Annotated in this window: 19 protein-coding genes and 1 tRNA gene; 13 read left to right on the top strand and 7 right to left on the bottom strand. The window is 46.4% G+C overall.

Going from position 1 to position 20313, the window contains the following annotated elements:
* Nucleotides 1–43 precede the first annotated feature (43 nt).
* Nucleotides 44–784, top strand: coding sequence for a DNA polymerase III subunit epsilon (dnaQ, locus tag F0265_RS16730; protein WP_171749767.1), 741 nt, complete (start codon nucleotides 44–46; stop codon nucleotides 782–784).
* Between the two features lie 8 nt (nucleotides 785–792).
* Nucleotides 793–2040, top strand: a complete 1248-nt coding sequence (locus F0265_RS16725; protein ID WP_171749766.1) for a TIGR03503 family protein — start codon at nucleotides 793–795, stop codon at nucleotides 2038–2040.
* Nucleotides 2041–2120: 80 nt separating this feature from the next.
* Here the strand turns inward: F0265_RS16725 and fadE are convergent, their stop codons facing one another.
* Nucleotides 2121–4571 carry an acyl-CoA dehydrogenase FadE gene (fadE, locus tag F0265_RS16720; protein WP_171749765.1) on the bottom strand — a complete coding sequence of 817 codons (2451 nt, stop codon included), beginning with the start codon at nucleotides 4569–4571 and terminating at the stop codon, nucleotides 2121–2123.
* A 309-nt stretch (nucleotides 4572–4880) separates the two neighbouring features.
* Between fadE and lpcA the strand changes: the two genes are divergently transcribed.
* Together lpcA and F0265_RS16710 are read left to right on the top strand one after the other, a co-directional pair.
* Nucleotides 4881–5459, top strand: coding sequence for a D-sedoheptulose 7-phosphate isomerase (lpcA, locus tag F0265_RS16715; protein ID WP_006957880.1), 579 nt, complete (start codon nucleotides 4881–4883; stop codon nucleotides 5457–5459).
* Between the two features lie 74 nt (nucleotides 5460–5533).
* Complete coding sequence (locus F0265_RS16710; protein ID WP_021456383.1) at nucleotides 5534–6379, top strand: class II glutamine amidotransferase; 846 nt, start codon at nucleotides 5534–5536, stop codon at nucleotides 6377–6379.
* Nucleotides 6380–6464: 85 nt separating this feature from the next.
* Here the strand turns inward: F0265_RS16710 and F0265_RS16705 are convergent, their stop codons facing one another.
* Together F0265_RS16705 and tsaA are read right to left on the bottom strand one after the other, a co-directional pair.
* Entirely contained in the window at nucleotides 6465–8180 is a 1716-nt protein-coding gene (locus F0265_RS16705; protein WP_171749764.1) for a proline--tRNA ligase, read from the bottom strand.
* Between the two features lie 111 nt (nucleotides 8181–8291).
* The gene (gene tsaA / locus F0265_RS16700) at nucleotides 8292–8987 is read right to left on the bottom strand and encodes a tRNA (N6-threonylcarbamoyladenosine(37)-N6)-methyltransferase TrmO (protein WP_171749763.1); all 696 of its coding nucleotides are present in this window, start codon (nucleotides 8985–8987) and stop codon (nucleotides 8292–8294) included.
* 116 nt (nucleotides 8988–9103) lie between these two features.
* Here tsaA and F0265_RS16695 point away from each other — a divergent pair, with 116 nt between their 5' ends.
* The 4 genes from F0265_RS16695 (at nucleotide 9104) to F0265_RS16680 (ending at nucleotide 11922) form a co-directional block, all read left to right on the top strand.
* A complete protein-coding gene (locus F0265_RS16695; protein WP_006957871.1) occupies nucleotides 9104–9364 on the top strand; it encodes a type B 50S ribosomal protein L31 in 261 nt (86 codons plus the stop codon).
* Entirely contained in the window at nucleotides 9365–9490 is a 126-nt protein-coding gene (gene ykgO, locus F0265_RS16690; protein ID WP_005380299.1) for a type B 50S ribosomal protein L36, read from the top strand.
* A 228-nt stretch (nucleotides 9491–9718) separates the two neighbouring features.
* On the top strand, nucleotides 9719–11305 hold the full coding sequence (locus F0265_RS16685) for an AbgT family transporter (protein ID WP_171749762.1): 1587 nt from the start codon (nucleotides 9719–9721) through the stop codon (nucleotides 11303–11305).
* Nucleotides 11306–11424: 119 nt separating this feature from the next.
* Nucleotides 11425–11922 (top strand): GNAT family N-acetyltransferase, encoded by a 498-nt coding sequence (locus F0265_RS16680; RefSeq protein WP_171749761.1) that lies wholly within the window; start codon nucleotides 11425–11427, stop codon nucleotides 11920–11922.
* A 75-nt stretch (nucleotides 11923–11997) separates the two neighbouring features.
* Here F0265_RS16680 and F0265_RS16675 read toward each other — a convergent pair whose 3' ends face one another.
* Genes F0265_RS16675 through metN form a run of 3 tightly spaced genes read right to left on the bottom strand, consistent with a single transcriptional unit; the run spans nucleotide 11998 to nucleotide 14541 of the window.
* Nucleotides 11998–12807, bottom strand: a complete 810-nt coding sequence (locus F0265_RS16675; protein WP_064487927.1) for a MetQ/NlpA family lipoprotein — start codon at nucleotides 12805–12807, stop codon at nucleotides 11998–12000.
* A 32-nt stretch (nucleotides 12808–12839) separates the two neighbouring features.
* Nucleotides 12840–13517 carry a methionine ABC transporter permease gene (locus F0265_RS16670; RefSeq protein ID WP_006957863.1) on the bottom strand — a complete coding sequence of 226 codons (678 nt, stop codon included), beginning with the start codon at nucleotides 13515–13517 and terminating at the stop codon, nucleotides 12840–12842.
* Nucleotides 13507–14541 (bottom strand): methionine ABC transporter ATP-binding protein MetN, encoded by a 1035-nt coding sequence (gene metN / locus F0265_RS16665; protein WP_171749760.1) that lies wholly within the window; start codon nucleotides 14539–14541, stop codon nucleotides 13507–13509. The genes F0265_RS16670 and metN overlap by 11 nt, the downstream gene beginning before the upstream one ends.
* 224 nt (nucleotides 14542–14765) lie before the next feature.
* Here metN and gmhB point away from each other — a divergent pair, with 224 nt between their 5' ends.
* The 5 genes from gmhB to treC all read left to right on the top strand — a co-directional run bounded on the left by gmhB (nucleotide 14766) and on the right by treC (nucleotide 20098).
* On the top strand, nucleotides 14766–15317 hold the full coding sequence (gene gmhB / locus F0265_RS16660) for a D-glycero-beta-D-manno-heptose 1,7-bisphosphate 7-phosphatase (protein WP_171749759.1): 552 nt from the start codon (nucleotides 14766–14768) through the stop codon (nucleotides 15315–15317).
* Between the two features lie 60 nt (nucleotides 15318–15377).
* The gene (locus tag F0265_RS16655) at nucleotides 15378–15716 is read left to right on the top strand and encodes an MliC family protein (RefSeq protein WP_171749931.1); all 339 of its coding nucleotides are present in this window, start codon (nucleotides 15378–15380) and stop codon (nucleotides 15714–15716) included.
* A 51-nt stretch (nucleotides 15717–15767) separates the two neighbouring features.
* Nucleotides 15768–16715 carry a trehalose operon repressor TreR gene (gene treR, locus F0265_RS16650; protein WP_171749758.1) on the top strand — a complete coding sequence of 316 codons (948 nt, stop codon included), beginning with the start codon at nucleotides 15768–15770 and terminating at the stop codon, nucleotides 16713–16715.
* Between the two features lie 193 nt (nucleotides 16716–16908).
* The gene (treB, locus tag F0265_RS16645) at nucleotides 16909–18333 is read left to right on the top strand and encodes a PTS trehalose transporter subunit IIBC (RefSeq protein WP_171749757.1); all 1425 of its coding nucleotides are present in this window, start codon (nucleotides 16909–16911) and stop codon (nucleotides 18331–18333) included.
* 85 nt (nucleotides 18334–18418) lie between these two features.
* Nucleotides 18419–20098, top strand: a complete 1680-nt coding sequence (gene treC, locus F0265_RS16640; protein WP_171749756.1) for an alpha,alpha-phosphotrehalase — start codon at nucleotides 18419–18421, stop codon at nucleotides 20096–20098.
* 114 nt (nucleotides 20099–20212) lie between these two features.
* On the opposite strand, the gene F0265_RS16635 is transcribed toward treC, so the two are convergent.
* Nucleotides 20213–20297, bottom strand: a tRNA-Tyr gene (locus F0265_RS16635).
* Nucleotides 20298–20313 lie beyond the last annotated feature (16 nt).

The raw sequence follows: 20313 nt of genomic DNA, 5'->3' as shown, positions 1-20313 counted from the left end.
TGGGTTAAGCACATTATTGGCATAGTCTGACACACAATTTGTTATGAATACCAGCAACAATTCCAACCACAATCGCATCGTGGTACTCGATACCGAAACCACAGGTATGAACCGTGAAGGCGGCCCTCATTATCAGGGGCACCGTATTATCGAAATCGGTGCGGTGGAAATCATCAACCGTAAACTGACCGGACGTCATTTTCACGTTTACATCAAACCCGATCGTGAAATTCAGCCTGATGCGGTCGAAGTTCACGGTATCACTGACGAGTTTCTGGTCGACAAACCTGAGTATCAGGATGTCCATAAGGAATTTCTCGAGTTTATTAAAGGCGCTGAATTAGTCGCCCACAACGCGCCCTTCGATACCGGCTTTATGGATTACGAGTTTGGTATGCTCGATCCTACGATTGGTAAAACCGACGATTACTGTAAGGTGACCGATACGCTTGCCATGGCGAAGAAAATCTTCCCCGGCAAACGAAACAACCTTGACGTCTTGTGTGATCGCTACGGTATAGATAACTCTCACCGTACCCTCCACGGCGCTTTGCTCGATGCGGAGATACTGGCTGACGTTTACCTGTTAATGACAGGTGGCCAGACATCACTGCAATTTAACCCGGGCAGTGCAGAAGGCAATGTGGGAGGTGACTCAATAAAACGGGCTGCTGGTGGGCGAAAATCGCTAAAGGTTATCCGTGCAACGGCCGATGAACTAGAAGCACATCAAAATCGATTGGATCTGGTGGAGAAGAGCGGAAGCTGTCTCTGGCGTCAGTAGGAGAAGGAATGTTGAGGATTTGGTTTGCCCTGCTGGGCTTGTTAGTCAGTACCTTTGGTTATGCTGAGGAATCCTCAATGTCGCTGCTCGACAACCGTTTTCGAGTCGACCCAACCATCAAGCAAATTACCTTTGTTATCTATCGTGCGGAGCGCTCACGCCCGGTCGTTTTGGTGCGCCCAGATGGTAAAAAGTACTACGCGTGGCGCAGTCCGGATAATGTCCGCTGGTATCAAGAATCGTCCATGGACATTATCTCGATTGACAATCCTATGCCCGGCCCTTGGCAGGCAATAGGTAAAGTTACACCTAAGAATAAAATCATTCTTATCTCCCACCTTGAATTGTCGACGGATACTGTGCCAGCGCGGCTATTTCAGAATGAGCAAATTAAATTTACCGCTCGCCTGACGTCAGATGGCAAACCTTTGGTGCTCAGAGACTTCCTTGAGCGAGTCAAACTGATGGTCACGTTTACCAAGTATGTGGAAAACGAAGAGGCGCTGATCAAAGAAGCGAAGCCTATTCCCTACACGATTGGTGAATTCGCTGACGATGGTCGTGGCTTGGACGAAGTGGCAGGGGATGGCGTATTTACCGTTTCTCTGAACATTTCTCCTGAGCCGGGTAAATATCGCGTTCGTATTACATCCGGTAATGGGGTATTCCTTCGTGCCCAAGAGCAGGAAGTGCTGATTTATCCAACACCGATTGAAACCACCTTTATCCAAAGCCGAGAAGAAGGAAAAGATCATCAAGTGGTCTTCTCTGGAGAGCAGGGCATGATTCAACCGGGCACTTTGGCCGCGCAGATTGAGCATAAGGCGCCGGATAACCGTGAAATTTCTGCAGCAGAAAGCGCTTCTGAGGAATCAGAAAAAGTGGTGCTGACCATCCCTTATAACGGTGAAATCGGCAATTATTCTTGGATGGGACAAGTGTTTGCGACTGAAATGGGTTCAGGACGCCCACTGGCGTTTCCAATCAAAGAACACACTTACAGTGTGCTTGAAGAAATCGACTTTGCTGAGACGCGTCGACTGCAGGAAGAAGAGCGCATGATGCAACAGAAGTTGATGGAAGAAATGCGCTTGATTCAAATGCGAGAAGAAAAACGCACTCGAACCTTCATTATGATTGGTGTCGGAAATGTCGTGATGATTATTCTTGGCTTAGCGGTTTGGTTTGTGATGCGTAAGCTAAGAGCCAAGAAAGAAATGATGCCGGAAATGCAATTGGAAATGCCAAAGAAATAAGATAAACCTTAGGTAAAATAAGATGTTACCCAAATAAAAAGGGCTGCCTACTTGGCAGCCCTTTTTAGTGAGTGTGAATTTTACGCCACTTCATCCATTTGAGGTTTTATCTCTAGCGGCTTGGCAGCCAAGTCCTTTGGGTCAAAATCATCCACGTTAATCGCATACAGGCGATGCTCTTCTGCTTTACGTAGCAGTTGTGCATCAGCAGAATCGATAATGCCTTTTTCTAGACCGATGTCTGCGATTAAGTCCAGACGTAGGAATGGACGTCGTTCGTTGATGGCTTTACAGACTTTCTTAAATACTGGCTCTGCTTCAAGAATGATGTGCAGCGCCTCTTCAATTTTACCTGCTGCATTGAACTCGCTTGCCTGGAAGTATTGATTGCGGCCCAGTCGGTCACGTGTGGCTGACGGTGTTTGAAGAATCTGAGCAACTTGGCTATCAACCTTATCGCTTGGCGCATTACGCACTCGGCCAAATGGTAAGATCATCACGCGTAGCACCTTGCCTAGCCATTTGTTCGGGAAGTTAGCAAGGAATTCATCAATCGCTTCTTCTGTCTGCTTCAGGCTATCTTGTAGTCCCCAGTGAACCAGTGGAAGATCGTCGGCGATACGGCCATCGCTCTCATAACGTTTGAGTGTTGCTGAGCTGAGGTAAAGCTGGCTGAGAATATCGCCCAGACGTGCTGATAAACGCTCTTTACGTTTCAGCGAACCACCTAATACAGCCATTGAAATATCTGACAGGAATGCAATGTTCGCACTGTAGCGGTTAAGCTGCTGGTAGTAGCGAGTAGTGGTGTCTTTGACTGGTGCTGATGAGAAACGACCATCAGTGAGACCTAGCCAGAAGCTGCGTACCAGGTTACTCATTGTGAAGCTGACGTGACCTGCAAGTGCTGCGTCAAACTTATCTAGTGCATCAGAAGCGTCTGAATAAGCCGCATTCATTTCTTCAAGCACGTAGGGATGGCAACGGATAGCACCTTGACCATAAATGATCATTGAGCGAGTTAAGATGTTTGCCCCTTCTACGGTTACAGCAATAGGCGCACCTTGGTAGCCACGTGCTAGGAAGTTGGAAGGTCCCATACAGATACCTTTACCGCCCACAATGTCCATGGCATCAATGATGCTCTGCTGACCACGGTGGGTACAGTGGTATTTTACAATCGCGGAGATAACGGAAGGTTTTTCGCCCAAATCAATACCGGCGACAGTTAGGTTACTGGCTGCGTCCATGACGTAGGCGTTGCCACCAAGACGTGCTAATGGCTCTTCCACCCCTTCCATCTGGCCGATTGGCTGTTTGAACTGGCGACGAATGCGAGCATACGCTCCTGTAGCAAGTGCTGCCGTTTTAATACCACCTGTAGAGTTAGAAGGCAGTGTGATACCACGACCAACCGATAGACATTCAACCAGCATACGCCAGCCTTGGCCTGCCATCTTAGGGCCACCGATGATGAAGTCGAGTGGAACAAACAAGTCTTCACCACGAGTTGGTCCGTTTTGGAAAGGAACGTTCAGTGGGAAATGGCGATTACCAATCTCAACACCTTTAAGGTGGGTAGGAATCAGAGCACAGGTGATGCCCAGCTCTTCCTGTTCACCAAGTAAGCCTTCAGGGTCACGCAGTTTAAAAGCAAGGCCCAGAACCGTAGCAACGGGCGCTAAAGTAATGTAACGCTTGTTCCAAGTTAAGCGCATACCTAGGACTTCTTTGCCTTCCCACTTGCCTTTACACACCACGCCGAAGTCAGGAATGGAACCCGCATCAGAACCAGCCTCAGGGCTGGTTAGGGCGAAACAAGGGATTTCTTTACCTTCTGCAAGGCGTGGTAGGTAGTAATCTTTTTGATCTGTCGTACCGTAATGTTGAAGTAGTTCACCCGGGCCTAAAGAGTTAGGCACACCAACGGTGGAAGAAAGAACACCAGATACGCCGGTCAATTTCTGTAGTACCAAGGATTGGGCATACGCAGAAAACTCTAAGCCGCCGTATTTCTTTTTGATGATCATGGCGAAGAATTTGTTGTCTTTGAGGTATTGCCAAACTTCAGGGGGTAAATCAGCCAGTTCGTGCGTCACTTGGTAATCATTTACCATAGCGCAAACTTCGTTTACTGGACCGTCAAGAAACGCCTGTTCCTCGGCACTGAGCTGAGGGTTTTGAATAGCATGCAGTTTGTTCCAGTCTGGCTTGCCTTTGAAAAGCTCGGCTTCCCACCAAACGGTACCAGCATCGAGGGCTTCTTTTTCCGTTTGCGACATCGCTGGTAAGACTTTTTTAAACAAAGTCAGCGCTTTTTGACTGATCAGAGATTGGCGAACGGAAGGAATCGCGATTACCGCAGTAGCTGCGATGAAAAGAATCCAGCTGAGTGAGCCTGCGGTGCCAAGTATAGAAAGCACTGCCAGAGTGGCGGTAAGAGCAGCAATCGACTTCACCAGCGAAGTGCGATGGTAGAGACAGATCGCCAGAACTGCAGCAAATCCAAGTATAGAGAGCAAGATGTCCATAGTTAATGTTCCTTGTTCGGCGCTTGATATTCAGATTACGCCGTTATCTAGTAAGAGGTCATACCAGTTAAAGTGTAATCAAAATATTAAAGAAATGTAAAACCCAAATGTGTTCAAAAAGTGATCTTGGTAGAGTGAAAGTTCTAAAAATGAAGAGGCAAGCGCTTTTTGATGGTGCAGAAACGGAATAAAGACGCAATTGTTTGCGGGCAGCTATCGACAGTGAGAATTGTTTGAGTAAACTCTGACTATAACCTTGGCGACGATAAGCGTCGGCCTTTTTAATACAAAATAATTAGAGAAAAACCTATGTACCAGGATCTGATTAAAAACGAACTTACCGAAGCTGCTGACGTACTGAATAAATTCCTTAGCGATGAAAGTAACATTGCGCAAATCGAAGCGGCGGCGAAGATGCTCGCTGACTCATTTAAGCAGGGTGGCAAGGTGCTTTCTTGTGGTAACGGCGGCTCACACTGTGACGCTATGCACTTCGCTGAAGAGCTGACAGGTCGTTACCGTGAAAATCGCCCGGGTTTGCCAGGTATCGCTATCTCAGATCCAAGCCACCTATCTTGTGTAAGTAACGACTTTGGTTACGAGTATGTGTTCTCTCGTTACGTAGAAGCAGTTGGTGCGAAAGGCGATGTTTTGTTTGGTCTGTCGACATCGGGCAACTCTGGCAACATTCTTAAAGCGATTGAAGCCGCTCAGGCCAAAGGCATGAAGACGATTGCTCTGACCGGCAAAGATGGCGGTAAAATGGCGGGCTTGGCGGATATCGAAATTCGTGTTCCTCATTTTGGTTACGCTGACCGTATTCAAGAGATCCATATTAAGATCATCCACATTGTGATTCAGTTGATCGAAAAGGAAATGGAAAAGTAATTTTCAAACTGGTTTAGCAAGTGCCAGTGTTGTTTAAGCTGGCACTTAGGTAGTGCAAGGGAGTTTTATAAACCATGTGTGAATTGCTCGGAATGAGCGCCAATGTACCAACAGACATTTGTTTCAGTTTTACTGGCTTGATGCAGCGTGGCGGCAATACCGGCCCTCATCGCGATGGCTGGGGGATCACTTTCTACGAAGGTAAAGGTTTTCGGACGTTTAAAGACCCGAATCCAAGCTGCAAGTCTAAAATTGCTGAGTTGGTTCAGAATTATCCGATCAAAAGCTGCGCAATAGTCAGCCATATTCGTCAGGCGAATCGTGGTGGCGTCAATCTAGAGAACACTCATCCATTTACCCGCGAATTGTGGGGACGTTATTGGACTTTTGCTCACAATGGTCAGCTGTCTGATTATCAAGATCTGCATACGGGGCGTCATCGACCTGTGGGTCAGACAGACAGTGAATTGGCGTTTTGTTGGTTGCTTAAGCAGATGGAAGACCGATTCCCAGAACCGCCTCAGGATATGATTGGTGTGTTCCGCTTTGTGGCGAAATGTTGTGAAACCCTGAAAAGTAAAGGGGTGTTCAACATGCTGTTGTCAGATGGCGAATACGTTATGACGTATTGTACCAACCATCTCTACTGGATTACTCGTCGTGCTCCATTTGGTAAAGCTTCTTTGATTGATGAAGACGTCGAGATTAATTTTCAGGAAGAAACGACACCTAATGATGTGGTTTCAGTCATCGCGACGCAGCCGCTAACTGATAATGAAGAGTGGCATCGAATGAAGCCGGGAGAGTTTGGCATTTTACATTTTGGTGAGATTGTAGATGGCAATGCCGATGAGCTCATTGATGTACCATTTGCTCCGAAAAAGGTCGAAAGTCAGGCGCCAACTGAGCCGTTGGAGTGAGACAACGGATTGGGCTTGATGCAAACTCCAAATAAAAAAGGCTGATGCACTGCATCAGCCTTTCTGCTTTTAAGCGTCAATCAACTTAAGCCAGTTGAGCTTTGATGTGTTCAACGATGTCAGCCATCGCAACAGGTGTCTTGTCACCAGTGCGGCGGTTTTTGTACTCAAAGTTGCCTTCTTTCATCGAACGATCGCCGATCACGATAGTGTGAGGGATACCGATAAGTTCCATATCAGAGAACATAACACCCGGGCGCTCTTTACGGTCATCGAATAGTACTTCGATGCCCATCGCCGTCAGTTCAGCATACAGCTTCTCAGCCGCCTCTTTCACTTCTTCTGACTTGTGCATGTTCATTGGCACGATAGCCACTTGGAAAGGCGCAAGTGCGTCTGGCCAGATGATGCCGTACTTGTCATGGTTTTGCTCAATCGCAGAAGCAACAACACGGGATACACCGATACCGTAACAGCCCATCTCCAAAATAACGTTCTTACCATCAGGACCAAGCACGCCACAGTTCATCGCTTGAGAGTAAACGTTACCTAGCTGGAAGATGTGACCCACTTCGATACCACGTTTCAGTGCGATAGTACCTTTACCACAAGGGCTTGGATCGCCTTCAACTACGTTACGCAAGTCTTCAACTTGGCCTAGCTCAACATCTCGACCCCAGTTGATACCGAAATAGTGTTTGCCGTCAACGTTAGCGCCTGCGCCAAAGTCACTCATGACTGCTACAGAGCGATCAACGATAAATGGCAGTTTAAGTCCAACAGGGCCTAGTGAGCCAGGGCCAGCACCGATTAGGGCACGGATCTCTTCTTCTGTTGCCATCTCTAGAGGCGCTGCAACTTGAGGAAGGTTTTCTGCTTTTACTTCGTTCAGCTCGTGGTCGCCACGGATGATAAGCGCGATTAGGTCAGCTTCAACTTCATCTGACGCTTTAACAAATAGAGTCTTAACGGTTTTCTCAATTGCTAGACCGTGTTGCTCGACTAACTCTGCGATGGTTTTCGCGTTTGGTGTATCAACAAGTTCCATCTCTTGAGTTGGAGCGGCAGCTTCGTCAGCCAGAGCTAGCGCTTCAGCTTTTTCGATGTTCGCTGCGTAATCCGATTCAGTAGAGAATGCGATCAGATCTTCACCGCTTTCTGCTAATACGTGGAACTCTTGAGAACCGCTACCGCCGATTGCACCAGAGTCAGCCAGTACTGGACGGTACTCAAGACCCATGCGGTCAAACGCGTTACAGTAAGCATCATGCATTGCATCGTAAGATTTCTGCAGACCTTCTTTATCGATATCAAAGCTGTACGCATCCATCATGCAGAATTCACGTGCACGCATTACGCCGAAACGTGGGCGGCGTTCATCACGGAATTTAGTTTGGATCTGGTACAGGTTTAGCGGCAACTGCTTGTAAGAGCTCACTTCATTGCGCACAAGGCTAGTGATGACTTCTTCAGCAGTTGGGCTAAGAACAAACGGACGAGTATGACGGTCAGTAAAGCGAAGTAGCTCAGGACCCATCTTTTCGCTGCGGCCTGTCTCTTCCCATAGTTCAAACGGCTGAACAACGGGCATCAAAGTTTCGACTGCACCTGCATTGTCGATTTCCTGACGAACGATGTTTTCGACTTTACGCAATACACGTAGACCAGTAGGTAGCCAGGTGTATAAACCTGAAGCCAGCTTACGGATCATACCTGCACGTAGCATGAGCTGGTGGCTCACTACTTCTGCGTCGTTTGGAGTCTCCTTCAGAGTAGAAAGAAGATAATTACTGGTACGCATTAAATTTATCCGTTTATTTAAGTTAGATACTCAAGCCAGAACGAGCTGGAGTAAAGAGATCCCATCAAGGGAAATTAGTTAGCCGCCTATAATATCAGCCAATTGGCTTTGTCAAAAGCGTTCAATGGTCGTAACCGTCACTAAGTTGCCTTCAACACGAAATTTCACGTTCAGATCGAACAAATTTACCGCGTATTCCTTATTGTCGGGTTTGTTCTTCTTATAAGCAGGGCGAGGATCCTGAGCCAGTACTTGTTCGATAACCAAAGAAACGTGTTGGCTGTCAGGAAGGGGGCTGAGTGCCGCTAACGCGCTATCGGTGAAGACGACATCTGAGTTGGACGGCGCTTCGTCGGCATAACCGCTACTGCTGCCTGTAATGGCATCTGAGTATTCGATGTAAGGTTTGACATCGATGACAGGGGTACCATCAACTAGGTCAACACTTCCAAGCTCAATATAAAACTGGTCACCACATTGTGACACGCCTTTGAGTTCCACCGCAGACATGCCAATCCCGTTTGGTCTGAATGTCGAGCGTGATGCGAACACACCAATGCGTTCGTTTCCGCCTAGTCGTGGTGGGCGTACTGTCGGTTTCCATCCGGCCTGCAAATTCTGATCGAACATAAACAACAGCCATAGATGGCTGAATTGCTCAATACCTCTGATCGCTTCTGCACAATTTGCTTCGCCCGTTAAGCGCAGCCTTGCTCTTGCCTCGGGCACTAACCTCGGCTGCCTTGGCACGGCAAACTTCTCTTTATAAGGGCTTTCAATAAAACCGATCGGTTCTACGGAATACATTTGTTTTCTCTCAAATACAGTGATTCGCAAAAAGTATCACAAAAAGGGTAGTAAAACCTTTTGATAATGATTATCATTTATTACGTTATAACATAACAGTTTATAGTGAGGTAACTATGCAACCTAATATTCACCCTGAATACAGAACCGTCGTTTTTCATGACACAAGTATTGATGAGTACTTCTTGATTGGCTCAACGCTGCAAACACAACGCACGATCGAGTGGAAAGATGGCAAGACGTATCCGTACTTCACGATTGAAGTTTCATCAAAGTCACATCCTTTCTACACAGGCAAACAGCGTGTTATTCATCAGGAAGGTCGAGTCGCTAACTTCAAGCGTCGATTTGGCCAATTCTCGAAAGGAGATAAGTAAGTGAAAGTCGTAAAATCTCTTAAAAGTGCCAAGAGCCGCCACCCAGATTGTCAGATTGTGAAAAGAAGAGGGCGTTTGTATGTAATATGTAAAACTAATCCCAGATTCAAGGCTGTTCAAAAATAGTGGAGATATTATAAATTTCGATGAATTTGTGTAATTTATAATTCTAATGATTGTTATATATGTGGATGAAACTGCTGGTTTTTTGTTTTTTTAGCGTTAAATATAATGATCTGGATAACACTTTATTACATTTCCGATTTCTAATTGACCTCTTTGTCGAGTAACCTGCGCGAGTTTTGTGGCACCTCGTCACAATGACGCGCAGGAATAACTACAAGGAGGGAACAGATGAGTTCATCTGCTTCGATTAAACAAAACTCGCCTAAGAGGCCGATATTTACGCGCTTTTTAGATGCAGTCGAATATTTGGGGAACCTGTTACCCCACCCGATCACACTTTTCGCCATCTTCTGTGTTGCTATATTAGTAGCTTCCGGTATTGCTGGTTACTTTGAAGTGGCGGTGGCAGACCCTCGTCCGGAAGGCGCACCTGGTCGTGCCGCTGACGGTATGATTCAGGTTGTCAGCTTGTTAAATGCTGACGGTCTTGAGTTGATTGTTACTAACCTAGTTAAAAACTTTGTCGGCTTTGCGCCACTAGGCACCGTATTGGTTGCACTACTAGGTGTCGCAGTTGCTGAATACTCAGGCCTACTGTCTGCAGCAATGCGTGGTTTGGTGATGGGTGCTTCGAAGAGCATGGTAACTGTCACAGTAGTGTTTGCTGGTATCATTTCTAATACGGCATCTGAGCTAGGCTATGTGGTACTTATCCCACTAGCGGCTATGCTGTTCCACTCTTTAGGTCGTCACCCTCTTGCGGGTCTAGCAGCTGCATTTGCAGGTGTATCGGGCGGCTATTCAGCAAACTTACTGATTGGTACAGTTGATCCACTGCTTTCTGGTATTACAGAAACAGCAGCGCAAATGATCGACCCAACTTACACGGTTGGCCCAGAAGTTAACTGGTACTTCATGTTCGTTTCTACTTTCTTTATCGCAGGTATGGGTGCCTTCGTAACGGAGAAAATCGTTGAGCCTAAATTAGGTAAATACAACGAAGAAGAAGCGTCAGAAGATTTGTCTAACGATTCAATGGGCAAGCTGACCGACGTTGAGAAGAAAGGTCTGAAAATGGCTGGCCTAGCGGTACTGGCGGTTTCTGCTCTACTTGCTTGGACAATCGTTCCAGCAGACGGAATCCTTCGTTCAGACGCAGGCACGGTTGCAGGTTCGCCATTCCTTAAGAGTATCGTTGCTTTCATCTTTGTCTTCTTTGCTATCCCTGGCCTTGTGTACGGTAAGGTAGTTGGCACAATGAAGAACGATCGCGACGTGATTGACGCGATGTCTAAGTCAATGTCTTCAATGGGAATGTACATTGTACTGGTGTTCTTTGCGGCTCAGTTTGTTGCGTTCTTCAAGTGGACTAACTTTGGTCAGGTGTTCGCGGTAGCAGGTGCAGACTTCCTACAGAGCATTGGTTTGACAGGTCCTATGTTGTTCTTCGCCTTCATTCTGATGTGTGGCTTCATCAACCTGATGATAGGTTCAGCTTCTGCACAATGGGCTGTGACTGCACCAATCTTCGTACCTATGCTGATGCTAGTCGGTTACGCGCCTGAAACGATTCAAGCGGCATACCGTATCGGTGACTCAACGACCAACATCATTACACCAATGATGAGCTACTTTGGTTTGATTCTGGCCGTTGCATCGCGCTATATGAAGAACCTTGGTATTGGTACGCTGATTGCGACCATGTTGCCTTACTCAATCTGCTTTATCGTGGGTTGGAGTCTACTGTTCTATCTATGGGTATTCGTATTTGGCTTGCCAGTTGGTCCTGGCGCAGCAACTTACTACACACCATAACGTATTATCGAACGACAAAACCGGAGCCCAGTGCTCCGGTTTTTTGTTTTTGGTATTGTGAGTAGACCTAACATTGTACAACTTACGATTTCTAGTGGATAAGGGTGATGAGAGAGCCAATGGAAGTAACAATTAGAGAAGTCAAAATCGAGGATGCTGATAGTGTTCGTGGTGTATTAAATCCAATCATTGAGCAAGGCAAATTTACCGTGATTGATACCCCGTTTTCACTTGCCGAAGAGCAGGACTTTATACGCCAGTTTCCTGAGCGAGGTGTCTTTAATGTTGCCGTATCAGAGAATCAACAGGTGCTAGGGTTTCAGAATGTAGAGCCGTTTGCGTCTTATACTCAGGCCTTTGCCCATGTTGGAATTATAGGGACCTATGTGGATGAGCAGTTTCGAGGGATGAAGATCGCCAGCCGTCTATTTGCTGAGACGTTTGCAGCGGCAAGAAATAAGGGATACGAAAAGCTGTTTGCTTACGTTAGAGAAGATAATCCAACGGCGTTAGCGGCGTATCTTAATCACGGGTTTGAAGTGATAGGGACGGCAAAGAAGCACGCTTATGTGCAAGGTCAGTACATAGATGAAGTGCTGATTGAGAAGTTCCTTTGAACAATAATCAAAAAGCTGAAAGAAAAAGGGCTGACGCAGTAACGTCAGCCCTTGTTTTATTCGGCGAGTAAGTGATTACCAACCTTTAACTACGCCACCTTTAAAGATGTCTGAAGCGGCTGTGTATACTTCGTCTGTCTGGTAAGACTTAACAAAGTTTTGTACGTTTTCAGCTTTGACGTTGTCTTCACGCGCAACAATCAGGTTTACGTATGGAGACTCTTTGTCTTCAACAAATACGCCATCTTTTTGTGGTGTCAGGTCAATTGAGCTTGCGTAAGTCGTGTTGATGATAGACAGAGCTACATCGTCAAGAGAACGAGGAAGCTGAGCGGCATCTAGCTCAACAATGGTGATGTTTTTTGGGTTCTCTGCGATATCACGCACAGTTGCCAGTAGGCCAACGCCGTCGCGTAGTTTTAGCAGGCCTTGTTGTTCAAGAAGCAGTAGAGAACGACCTAAGTTGGTTGGATCGTTTGGCACTGCGATACGTGCACCATCTTGAATTTCATCAACTGATTTCACTTGCTTAGAGTAACCAGCGATAGGGTAAACAAACGTATTGCCTGCAATCGTTAGCTTGTAACCACGGTCAGTCACTTGCTGATCTAGGTATGGTTTGTGCTGGAAGGCGTTGATGTCGATAGAACCATCATCCAGAGCTGCGTTTGGCGTTACGTAATCTGTGAAAGTCACTAGCTCTACATCCAGACCGTATTTTTCTTTTGCAACTTTAGCTGCGACTTCTGCTACCTGAGCTTCAGCTCCCGCCATAACACCAACTTTAATCTTGCTGGTATCTGCTTGCTTTTCACCACATCCTGATAGGACAAGTGCAGAAGCAACTGCTGCGATGGCGAGTAGACCTTTTAATCCAAATTTCATGACTTTCTCCTTATTCTAACTCTGTAAATTTATTATCTGTGATCGACGCGGCGCACAATGGCATCGCCGATAGACTGAATGATTTGTACCAAAACGATGAGCATCACCACGGTTACTGCCATGATAACTACATCGTAGCGATGGAAGCCGTAACGAATGGCGACATCACCTAAGCCGCCGCCTCCAACTGTTCCAGCCATGGCTGAATAGCTGACTAAAGTGACCAATGTGATGGTGACCGAGTTGACTATCGTTGGCATTGCTTCAGGAAGCAGTACTTTGTTGATGATTTGCATCGGAGTGGCGCCCATCGATTGTGCCGCTTCCACTAAGCCTGTTGGTACTTCCAACAAGGCACCTTCAATAAGGCGAGCAACAAATGGGATAGCGCCGATAGTCAACGGCACGATAGCTGCCGTAGTACCAATAAAAGTGCCGACCAGAATTTTAGTGACTGGAATGATGGCAACCATTAATACTAGGAATGGCACTGAGCGGCCAACGTTGACGACAGCGCCTAGAATGCTATTAAGTTTGGTGTTCTCAAGTAGGCCACCTTTCTTCGTTGTATGAAGAATAACGCCCAGTGGAATACCAACGGCAAAGCCAACAATACCTGCCACTGCGACCATGTAGATGGTTTCCCAAGTCGCACCGATTAAAAGGTTACTGTTAAGGCTCAGCCACTCAGAAATTGTGTTAAAGGACATAACCCAGTACCTCTACTTTTACATTGTGTTCACGGAGGAATTCGATTGCCGCGTTGTCATCTTGCTCGTTACCAAACAGCTCAGCGACCATCATGCCGAATTTAACACCACCAGCGTAATCAAGGTCAGAGCTTAGAATGCTGACATCAATATTGAATTTACGAGCGATCTGGCTGACGAGTGGCGCGTCTACAGTTGCACCAGTAAACTCAAGTCGAACTAATGGGTAGCTACCTTCAACGCGGGTCTCTTTCAGGCGTGCTTGGTAATCATCCGGAATGGATAGATCAAGCGTAGAACGGATGAACTCATGTGCCAGTTCTGTTTTTGGATGAGCAAATATTTCACCTACCGTGCCTTTCTCGACCAGTTCTCCGCCGCCAATGATTGCCACTTCATGACAGATACTCTTTACCACGTCCATTTCGTGGGTGATGAGCAGCATAGTGATATTCAGTTTACGGTTGATCTCTTTGAGCAGTTCGAGAATAGACTGCGTGGTCGCAGGGTCCAATGCACTGGTTGCCTCGTCACACAGCAATACTTTTGGATCAGAAGCCAGAGCACGTGCGATAGCTACACGCTGCTTTTGACCACCACTCAGGTTAGAAGGGTAGCTTTCATGCTTATCAGAAAGGCCTACCAGTTTGAGCAGTTCGGTGACTTTCTCATCGATTTGAGTCTTATCTTTTCCTGCGAGCTCTAGCGGTAGAGCAACATTATCGAACACAGTACGCGAAGATAGTAGGTTAAAATGCTGGAAGATCATGCCGATGTTACGGCGCGTTTCACTCAGTTCAGATTTGGACTGCTTAGTAAGATCAATACCGTCAACAATGATCGAGCCCGACGTTGGGGCTTCCAGCATATTGACACATCGAATAAGCGTACTTTTCCCTGCTCCTGATGAGCCAATTACACCGAATATCGTCCCCTGAGGGATATGAAGGTTGATGTCCTTCAGGGCATGTATCTCTTTGCTTCCTTGAAGAAATACCTTGTTTACTTGATTAATTTCTATCATCGAGAAATCCGCTATCAGACTGCTTTGGGAAAAAGTAGATAATTTTGAACTACCTCTCATTTAGTAGAGGATGCTATGGTTTTGCATTAATTGTGTCAATAGATATTTTTACGGCTAGACGTCTAAACGTTCATTTCAATCAAACAGATTAGTAATTAGATAGTGATGAAAGAAATAAAGCGTGTAATAATTCTGGTAATAAATAGTAGACAGAGAAGCAAATTTTGGCGAAACCAGCAGTCTTTTTGGATCGTGATGGCGTAATCAACGTCGACCACGGATATGTTCATGACGAGCACGACTTTGAATTTATTGATGGCGTGTTTGAAGCGACGAAAAAGCTCAAAGAGATGGGCTATATGCTTGTATTGGTGACCAACCAGTCAGGGATTGCTCGTGGTAAATTCAGTGAAGATCGTTTCCTTTCACTAACGCAGTGGATGGATTGGAACTTTGTTGATCATGGCGTTGAATTTGATGGCTTCTACTATTGTCCACACCATGGAGAACATGGTCAGGGTAAATACAAAGAAGATTGCAATTGCCGCAAACCTAAGCCTGGCATGTTCATTTCTGCTCGTGACTTTCTCAAAATCGATATGGCGAATTCTGTTATGGTCGGCGACAAGGCTGAGGATATGATGGCCGCAGAAGCCGCTGAAGTGGGTACGCGTATTTTAGTACGTACAGGCAAGCCTGTTACGGAAAAGGGTGAGGCGATAGCCTCTGTTGTACTGGACAGTATCAAAGAAGTCCCTGCCTACTTAGCGAAGTAAATTATCGAGAAAAGAGGTCGCTTGAGGCGGCCTTTTTTCTATTGGAGAGTGTGGATGAAAATGAATGCCTTGTTAGCGTTTCTGGCTGGAACGACACTATTTGGTTGCAGCCACTCAGCGATTGAACGCGAAGCAGATGACACGCATCAATTCGTGACCTACCAGTGTGAATCAAACAAGCAGTTTGAGGTCGCCTATCTGATTGAGGAACAAGCGGCGCTTTTACGTTTGCCTAAACATGACTACCGCCTCACTCAGGTCCCATCTGGTTCTGGTGCAAAATACATCTTAGATAATGGAACAAAGCCGATTCTTAATCCGGTGACGTTACACTCCAAAGGTGATGATGCGCGGTTAGAATTAGGCAGAGTCGTTTACAAAAACTGTAAAACCCAATAGCGTTAATCTTCTGTACACTCTGCTTTGTCAATTGAGCGAACCCACAGCATTATGAATAAAAAACTGACCATTCTTGATATCGCGAAACTTTCTGGCGTTGGTAAATCTACGGTTTCCCGTGTATTGACCAATGATCCCAAAGTTAAACCGGAAACTCGTGCCAAAGTTGAGCGTGTGATTGAAGAGTCTGGCTATGTGCCTTCTAAGTCGGCGCAAGCGATGCGTGGCGGCAGTCAGAAAGTGGTTGGGGTTATCATTTCGCGTCTTGACTCGCCATCGGAAAATAAAGCCGTTAGCAGCATGCTGCAAGTTCTCTACAGTAATGGCTATGACGCGGTGATCATGGAAAGCCAATTCGACCGCAAGATGACCAATGAACATCTCGACGTCCTGCGCAAGCGTAATGTTGATGGCGTGATTGTGTTTGGTTTTAGTGATTTTGACATTGAACGTCTCTCTAGTTGGCAACATCGTTCACTGGTGATTGCTATGGATACCGACGCAACCTCATCGATCAACTACGACAATACAGGTGTCATTCGTTGTGCATTGGAACACCTTCAGCGCCAATCGGTGAGTGAGATTGCTTTTATTGGTGTTGATCCTTCAGACCGAACCACTGGGCAGATTCGTCTCAATGCTTATTTAGATTGGTGTTCAGAGCATCGATTATCCCCTAACTATCAAACTGGCCACCTTCACCACGAAAGTGCTTATCAGCTGGTGGATAAAGTGTTGAATCCAACCACACAGGCAATTGTGTGCGCTAGTGATACTTTGGCACTTGGTGTGATTAAGCGTCTTCAGGAGTTGGATAGGGAAGACGTGATGGTCACGGGGGTTGGTGGTAATGAGCTGCTGTCTTTTCTGTTTCCGAGAGTATTCAGCATTGACCCGGGTTATGCTCAGGCTGGAGAAAGAGCTGCCAAGCTATTGATTTCTCAGCTTAATGGAGAGTCTGAGCTGGTGCACCTCACTCAGGAACCAATCCTGAGTTAAGCCTCTCTTTTCTCAATGGTTTAAAATTATACTGTGATCTCATTCAATTAATGGGATTGTTCCCATTTATCTATTTCGATGGATTTGACAATATAATAAATACAAATGGGAATGTTCCCAAATTAATTATAACTAACCTTTTGATCAGAGAGTTCTGATCTGAACGAGAAACCAATTTAGGGTGGACAAGGATATGAGTAAGATTGCGAAACAAGAGGTTGAGCGTCTGATAGAACTGGTTGGCGGCCGCGATAACATCGCCAGTGTCAGCCACTGTCTGACACGCCTTCGCTTCGTGTTGAATGACACGGATAAAGCCGATACCAAAGCATTGGAAGCACTGCCGCTCGTGAAAGGCTGCTTCACCAATGCGGGGCAATTTCAAGTCGTTGTCGGCACTGAAGTTGATGAAGTATATAAAGTCCTGATTGAATTGTCGGGTAAGTCTGAAGCGTCGAAAGATGAATCCAAACAGGCTGCACGTCAGAATATGAACATTTTGGAACGTGGTATCTCCCATCTTGCTGAAATCTTTGTACCACTGTTGCCAGCGATCATTACAGGTGGTCTGATATTGGGCTTCCGCAACGTGATTGGCGACATCAAGATGTTTGATGGACAATCATTGACGGAAATCAGCCAGTTTTGGGCGACCGTTCACAGCTTCCTATGGTTAATTGGTGAAGCCATTTTCTTCTTCTTGCCTGTTGGCGTGTGTTGGTCAACAGTGAAGAAACTCGGTGGTACACCGATTCTCGGCATTACACTTGGTGTCACTTTAGTCTCCCCTCAACTGATGAATGCGTATCTGATTGGTAAGCAAGTGCCAGAAGTGTGGGACTTCGGCTTATTTGCTATCGAGAAGGTGGGCTATCAGGCTCAGGTTATTCCAGCCATGTTAGCGGGTATCGCGTTAGCGTTTATCGAAACGAACCTTAAGCGCATTGTTCCTTCTTACCTATATCTGGTTGTTGTTCCTTTCGTTTCTATCATCGTCTCTGTTGTATTGGCGCACTCTCTGATTGGCCCGTTCGGTCGCGTATTGGGTGATGGTGTGGCATTTGCCGCGAAAGCTGCAATGACGGGTGATTTCGCTGTGATTGGCTCAATGGTGTTTGGCTTCCTGTATGCACCTTTGGTGATTACCGGTATTCACCATACAACCAACGCTGTCGATCTACAGTTGATGCAAGACCTAGGTGGCACACCAATCTGGCCATTGATTGCACTGTCTAACATTGCTCAGGCGTCAGCGGTTGTCGGCATTATCATCATCAGTAAAAAACATGGTGAACGCGATATCTCAGTGCCTGCGGCTATCTCGGCTTATCTAGGTGTTACCGAGCCAGCGATGTACGGCATTAACCTTAAATACAAGTTCCCAATGCTGAGTGCGATGATCGGTAGTGCTGTTGCGGCAGCGATCTGTGGTAGTGCCGGTGTGATGGCCAATGGTATCGGTGTGGGCGGCCTGCCGGGCATTCTGTCTATCCAACCACAATTCTGGGGCATCTACGCGATTGCCATGCTGGTGGCGATTGCACTGCCAGCAGTATTGACCTTGTTCTTCTACAAACGTGCACAAATGAAAGGCGAGCTAGAGCCTGCAAGCGCTTAAATGCAAACAAAAAGGAGCGATCGCAATTCGGCGATCGCTCCTGCTATTTTTTCGATTTTTTATTTTTTGGTAAGTGAGTTTAGCAATGACAATAATCACAAATGATGTGAACTGGTGGAAAACGGCTTCGATATATCAGATTTACCCGAAGAGCTTCTGTGACAGCGGCAGCAAGGGAACAGGAGATATCAAGGGCATCATTTATAAGCTCGATTACTTAAAATTGCTCGGTATTGATGCTATTTGGCTAACACCAGTCTATCAGTCTCCAATGATTGATAATGGTTATGACATCTCAGACTACTACGCTATCAACCCTCAGTTTGGCAGCATGGAAGACTTTGAATGTCTACTTAGTGAAGCGCACCAGCGTGGTATTCGCATCATCATGGACATTGTCGTTAACCATACTTCTACCGAACACGCTTGGTTCCAATCTGCGCTGGGGGATAAAAGCAGCCCATACCGTGATTACTACATTTGGAAAGATTCGGTTGCAGGTGACGTTCCAAACAACTGGCAGTCCAAGTTTGGCGGAAGCGCCTGGGAAATGGATGAGCAAACAGGCCAGTATTTTCTGCACCTCTTTGCCAAAGAGCAGGCGGATCTCAATTGGGAGAACCCGACAGTTCGTGAGGAAGTGAAAAAGGTCATCAGCTTCTGGGCTGAGAAAGGAGTGGATGGCTTCCGTCTTGATGTGATTAACCTGATTTCCAAGCAGCAAGATTTCCCGAATGATGAGATTGGTGACGGTCGCCGCTTTTACACAGATGGCCCTCGTGTGCATGAATACTTACAGGAAATCAGCGAAGCTGTGTTCCAGAAATATGGCAGCGTTACGGTTGGTGAAATGTCGTCTACCACATTGGAGCATTGCCAGCAGTATTCCTCTCTGGATAACCAAGAACTGTCGATGGTATTTAACTTCCACCATCTCAAAGTGGACTACCCAAATGGCGAGAAGTGGACCAAAGCGCCTTTTGATTTCTCACAACTAAAGCAGATCTTTAATCATTGGCAAACAGGATTGAACGGCAAAGGTTGGGGGGCACTATTCTGGTGTAATCATGATCAGCCACGTGTCGTTAGCCGCTTAGGCGATGACAAAAACTATCGAGTGGAGTCCGCCAAAATGTTGGGAGCCTCTGTCCATATGATGCAAGGCACACCATACATTTATCAAGGGGAAGAGATCGGGATGACCAACCCCGGCTATACGTCGATAGAGCAATACCGTGATGTGGAAAGCACCAATATGTATGACATCATGGTCAACCAGCAAGGTGTCAGCAACGAAGAGATGATCGATATTCTGGCTCAGAAGTCCCGTGATAACTCACGCACGCCAATGCAATGGAATGAGGAGCAGTATGCTGGCTTCTCTCAGGCTCAACCTTGGCTGGCGGTGGCAGAAAATTATCCTCAGGTGAACGCAGCTAAAGCCGTTGATGACAGTGACTCGGTTTTTTACTTCTATCAGAAGTTAATTCAATTGCGCAAAGAGATTGAAGTGATCACGACAGGGGACTATCAGGATCTGTACCCGAATCACGACCAGATCTTTGGCTATCAACGTAAGAGCGCCAAACAGACGCTGATTTGTCTCAACAACTATTATGGCGTGGAAGCGCAATGTGCACTGCCAGAGTCCTTCAAGGTCGAAAATGCTAAGTATGTGTTAGGCAACTACGCTTTGCCTGAATCCGTAGCTCAAACTCAAACTCTACGTCCTTACGAGACACGCATTCTTTTGATTGAAGAGTAAACACACCCCCTATAGTGTTTTCTTCATTGCCTCGCTTGTGCGGGGCATTTTTTATGCGTAACTGGAAAGCAGAAACGAAAAAAGCCAGCTCAATGAGCTGGCTTTTCGCTGATATGGTGGAGGGGGACGGATTCGAACCATCGAAGGCAGTGCCAGCAGATTTACAGTCTGATCCCTTTGGCCACTCGGGAACCCCTCCAGGGTATTTTTATCCT

It is taken from the genome of Vibrio sp. RE88 (assembly GCF_013113835.1).
Lineage (GTDB): Bacteria > Pseudomonadota > Gammaproteobacteria > Enterobacterales > Vibrionaceae > Vibrio.
This window is presented reverse-complemented; position numbering and strand designations above follow the sequence as displayed.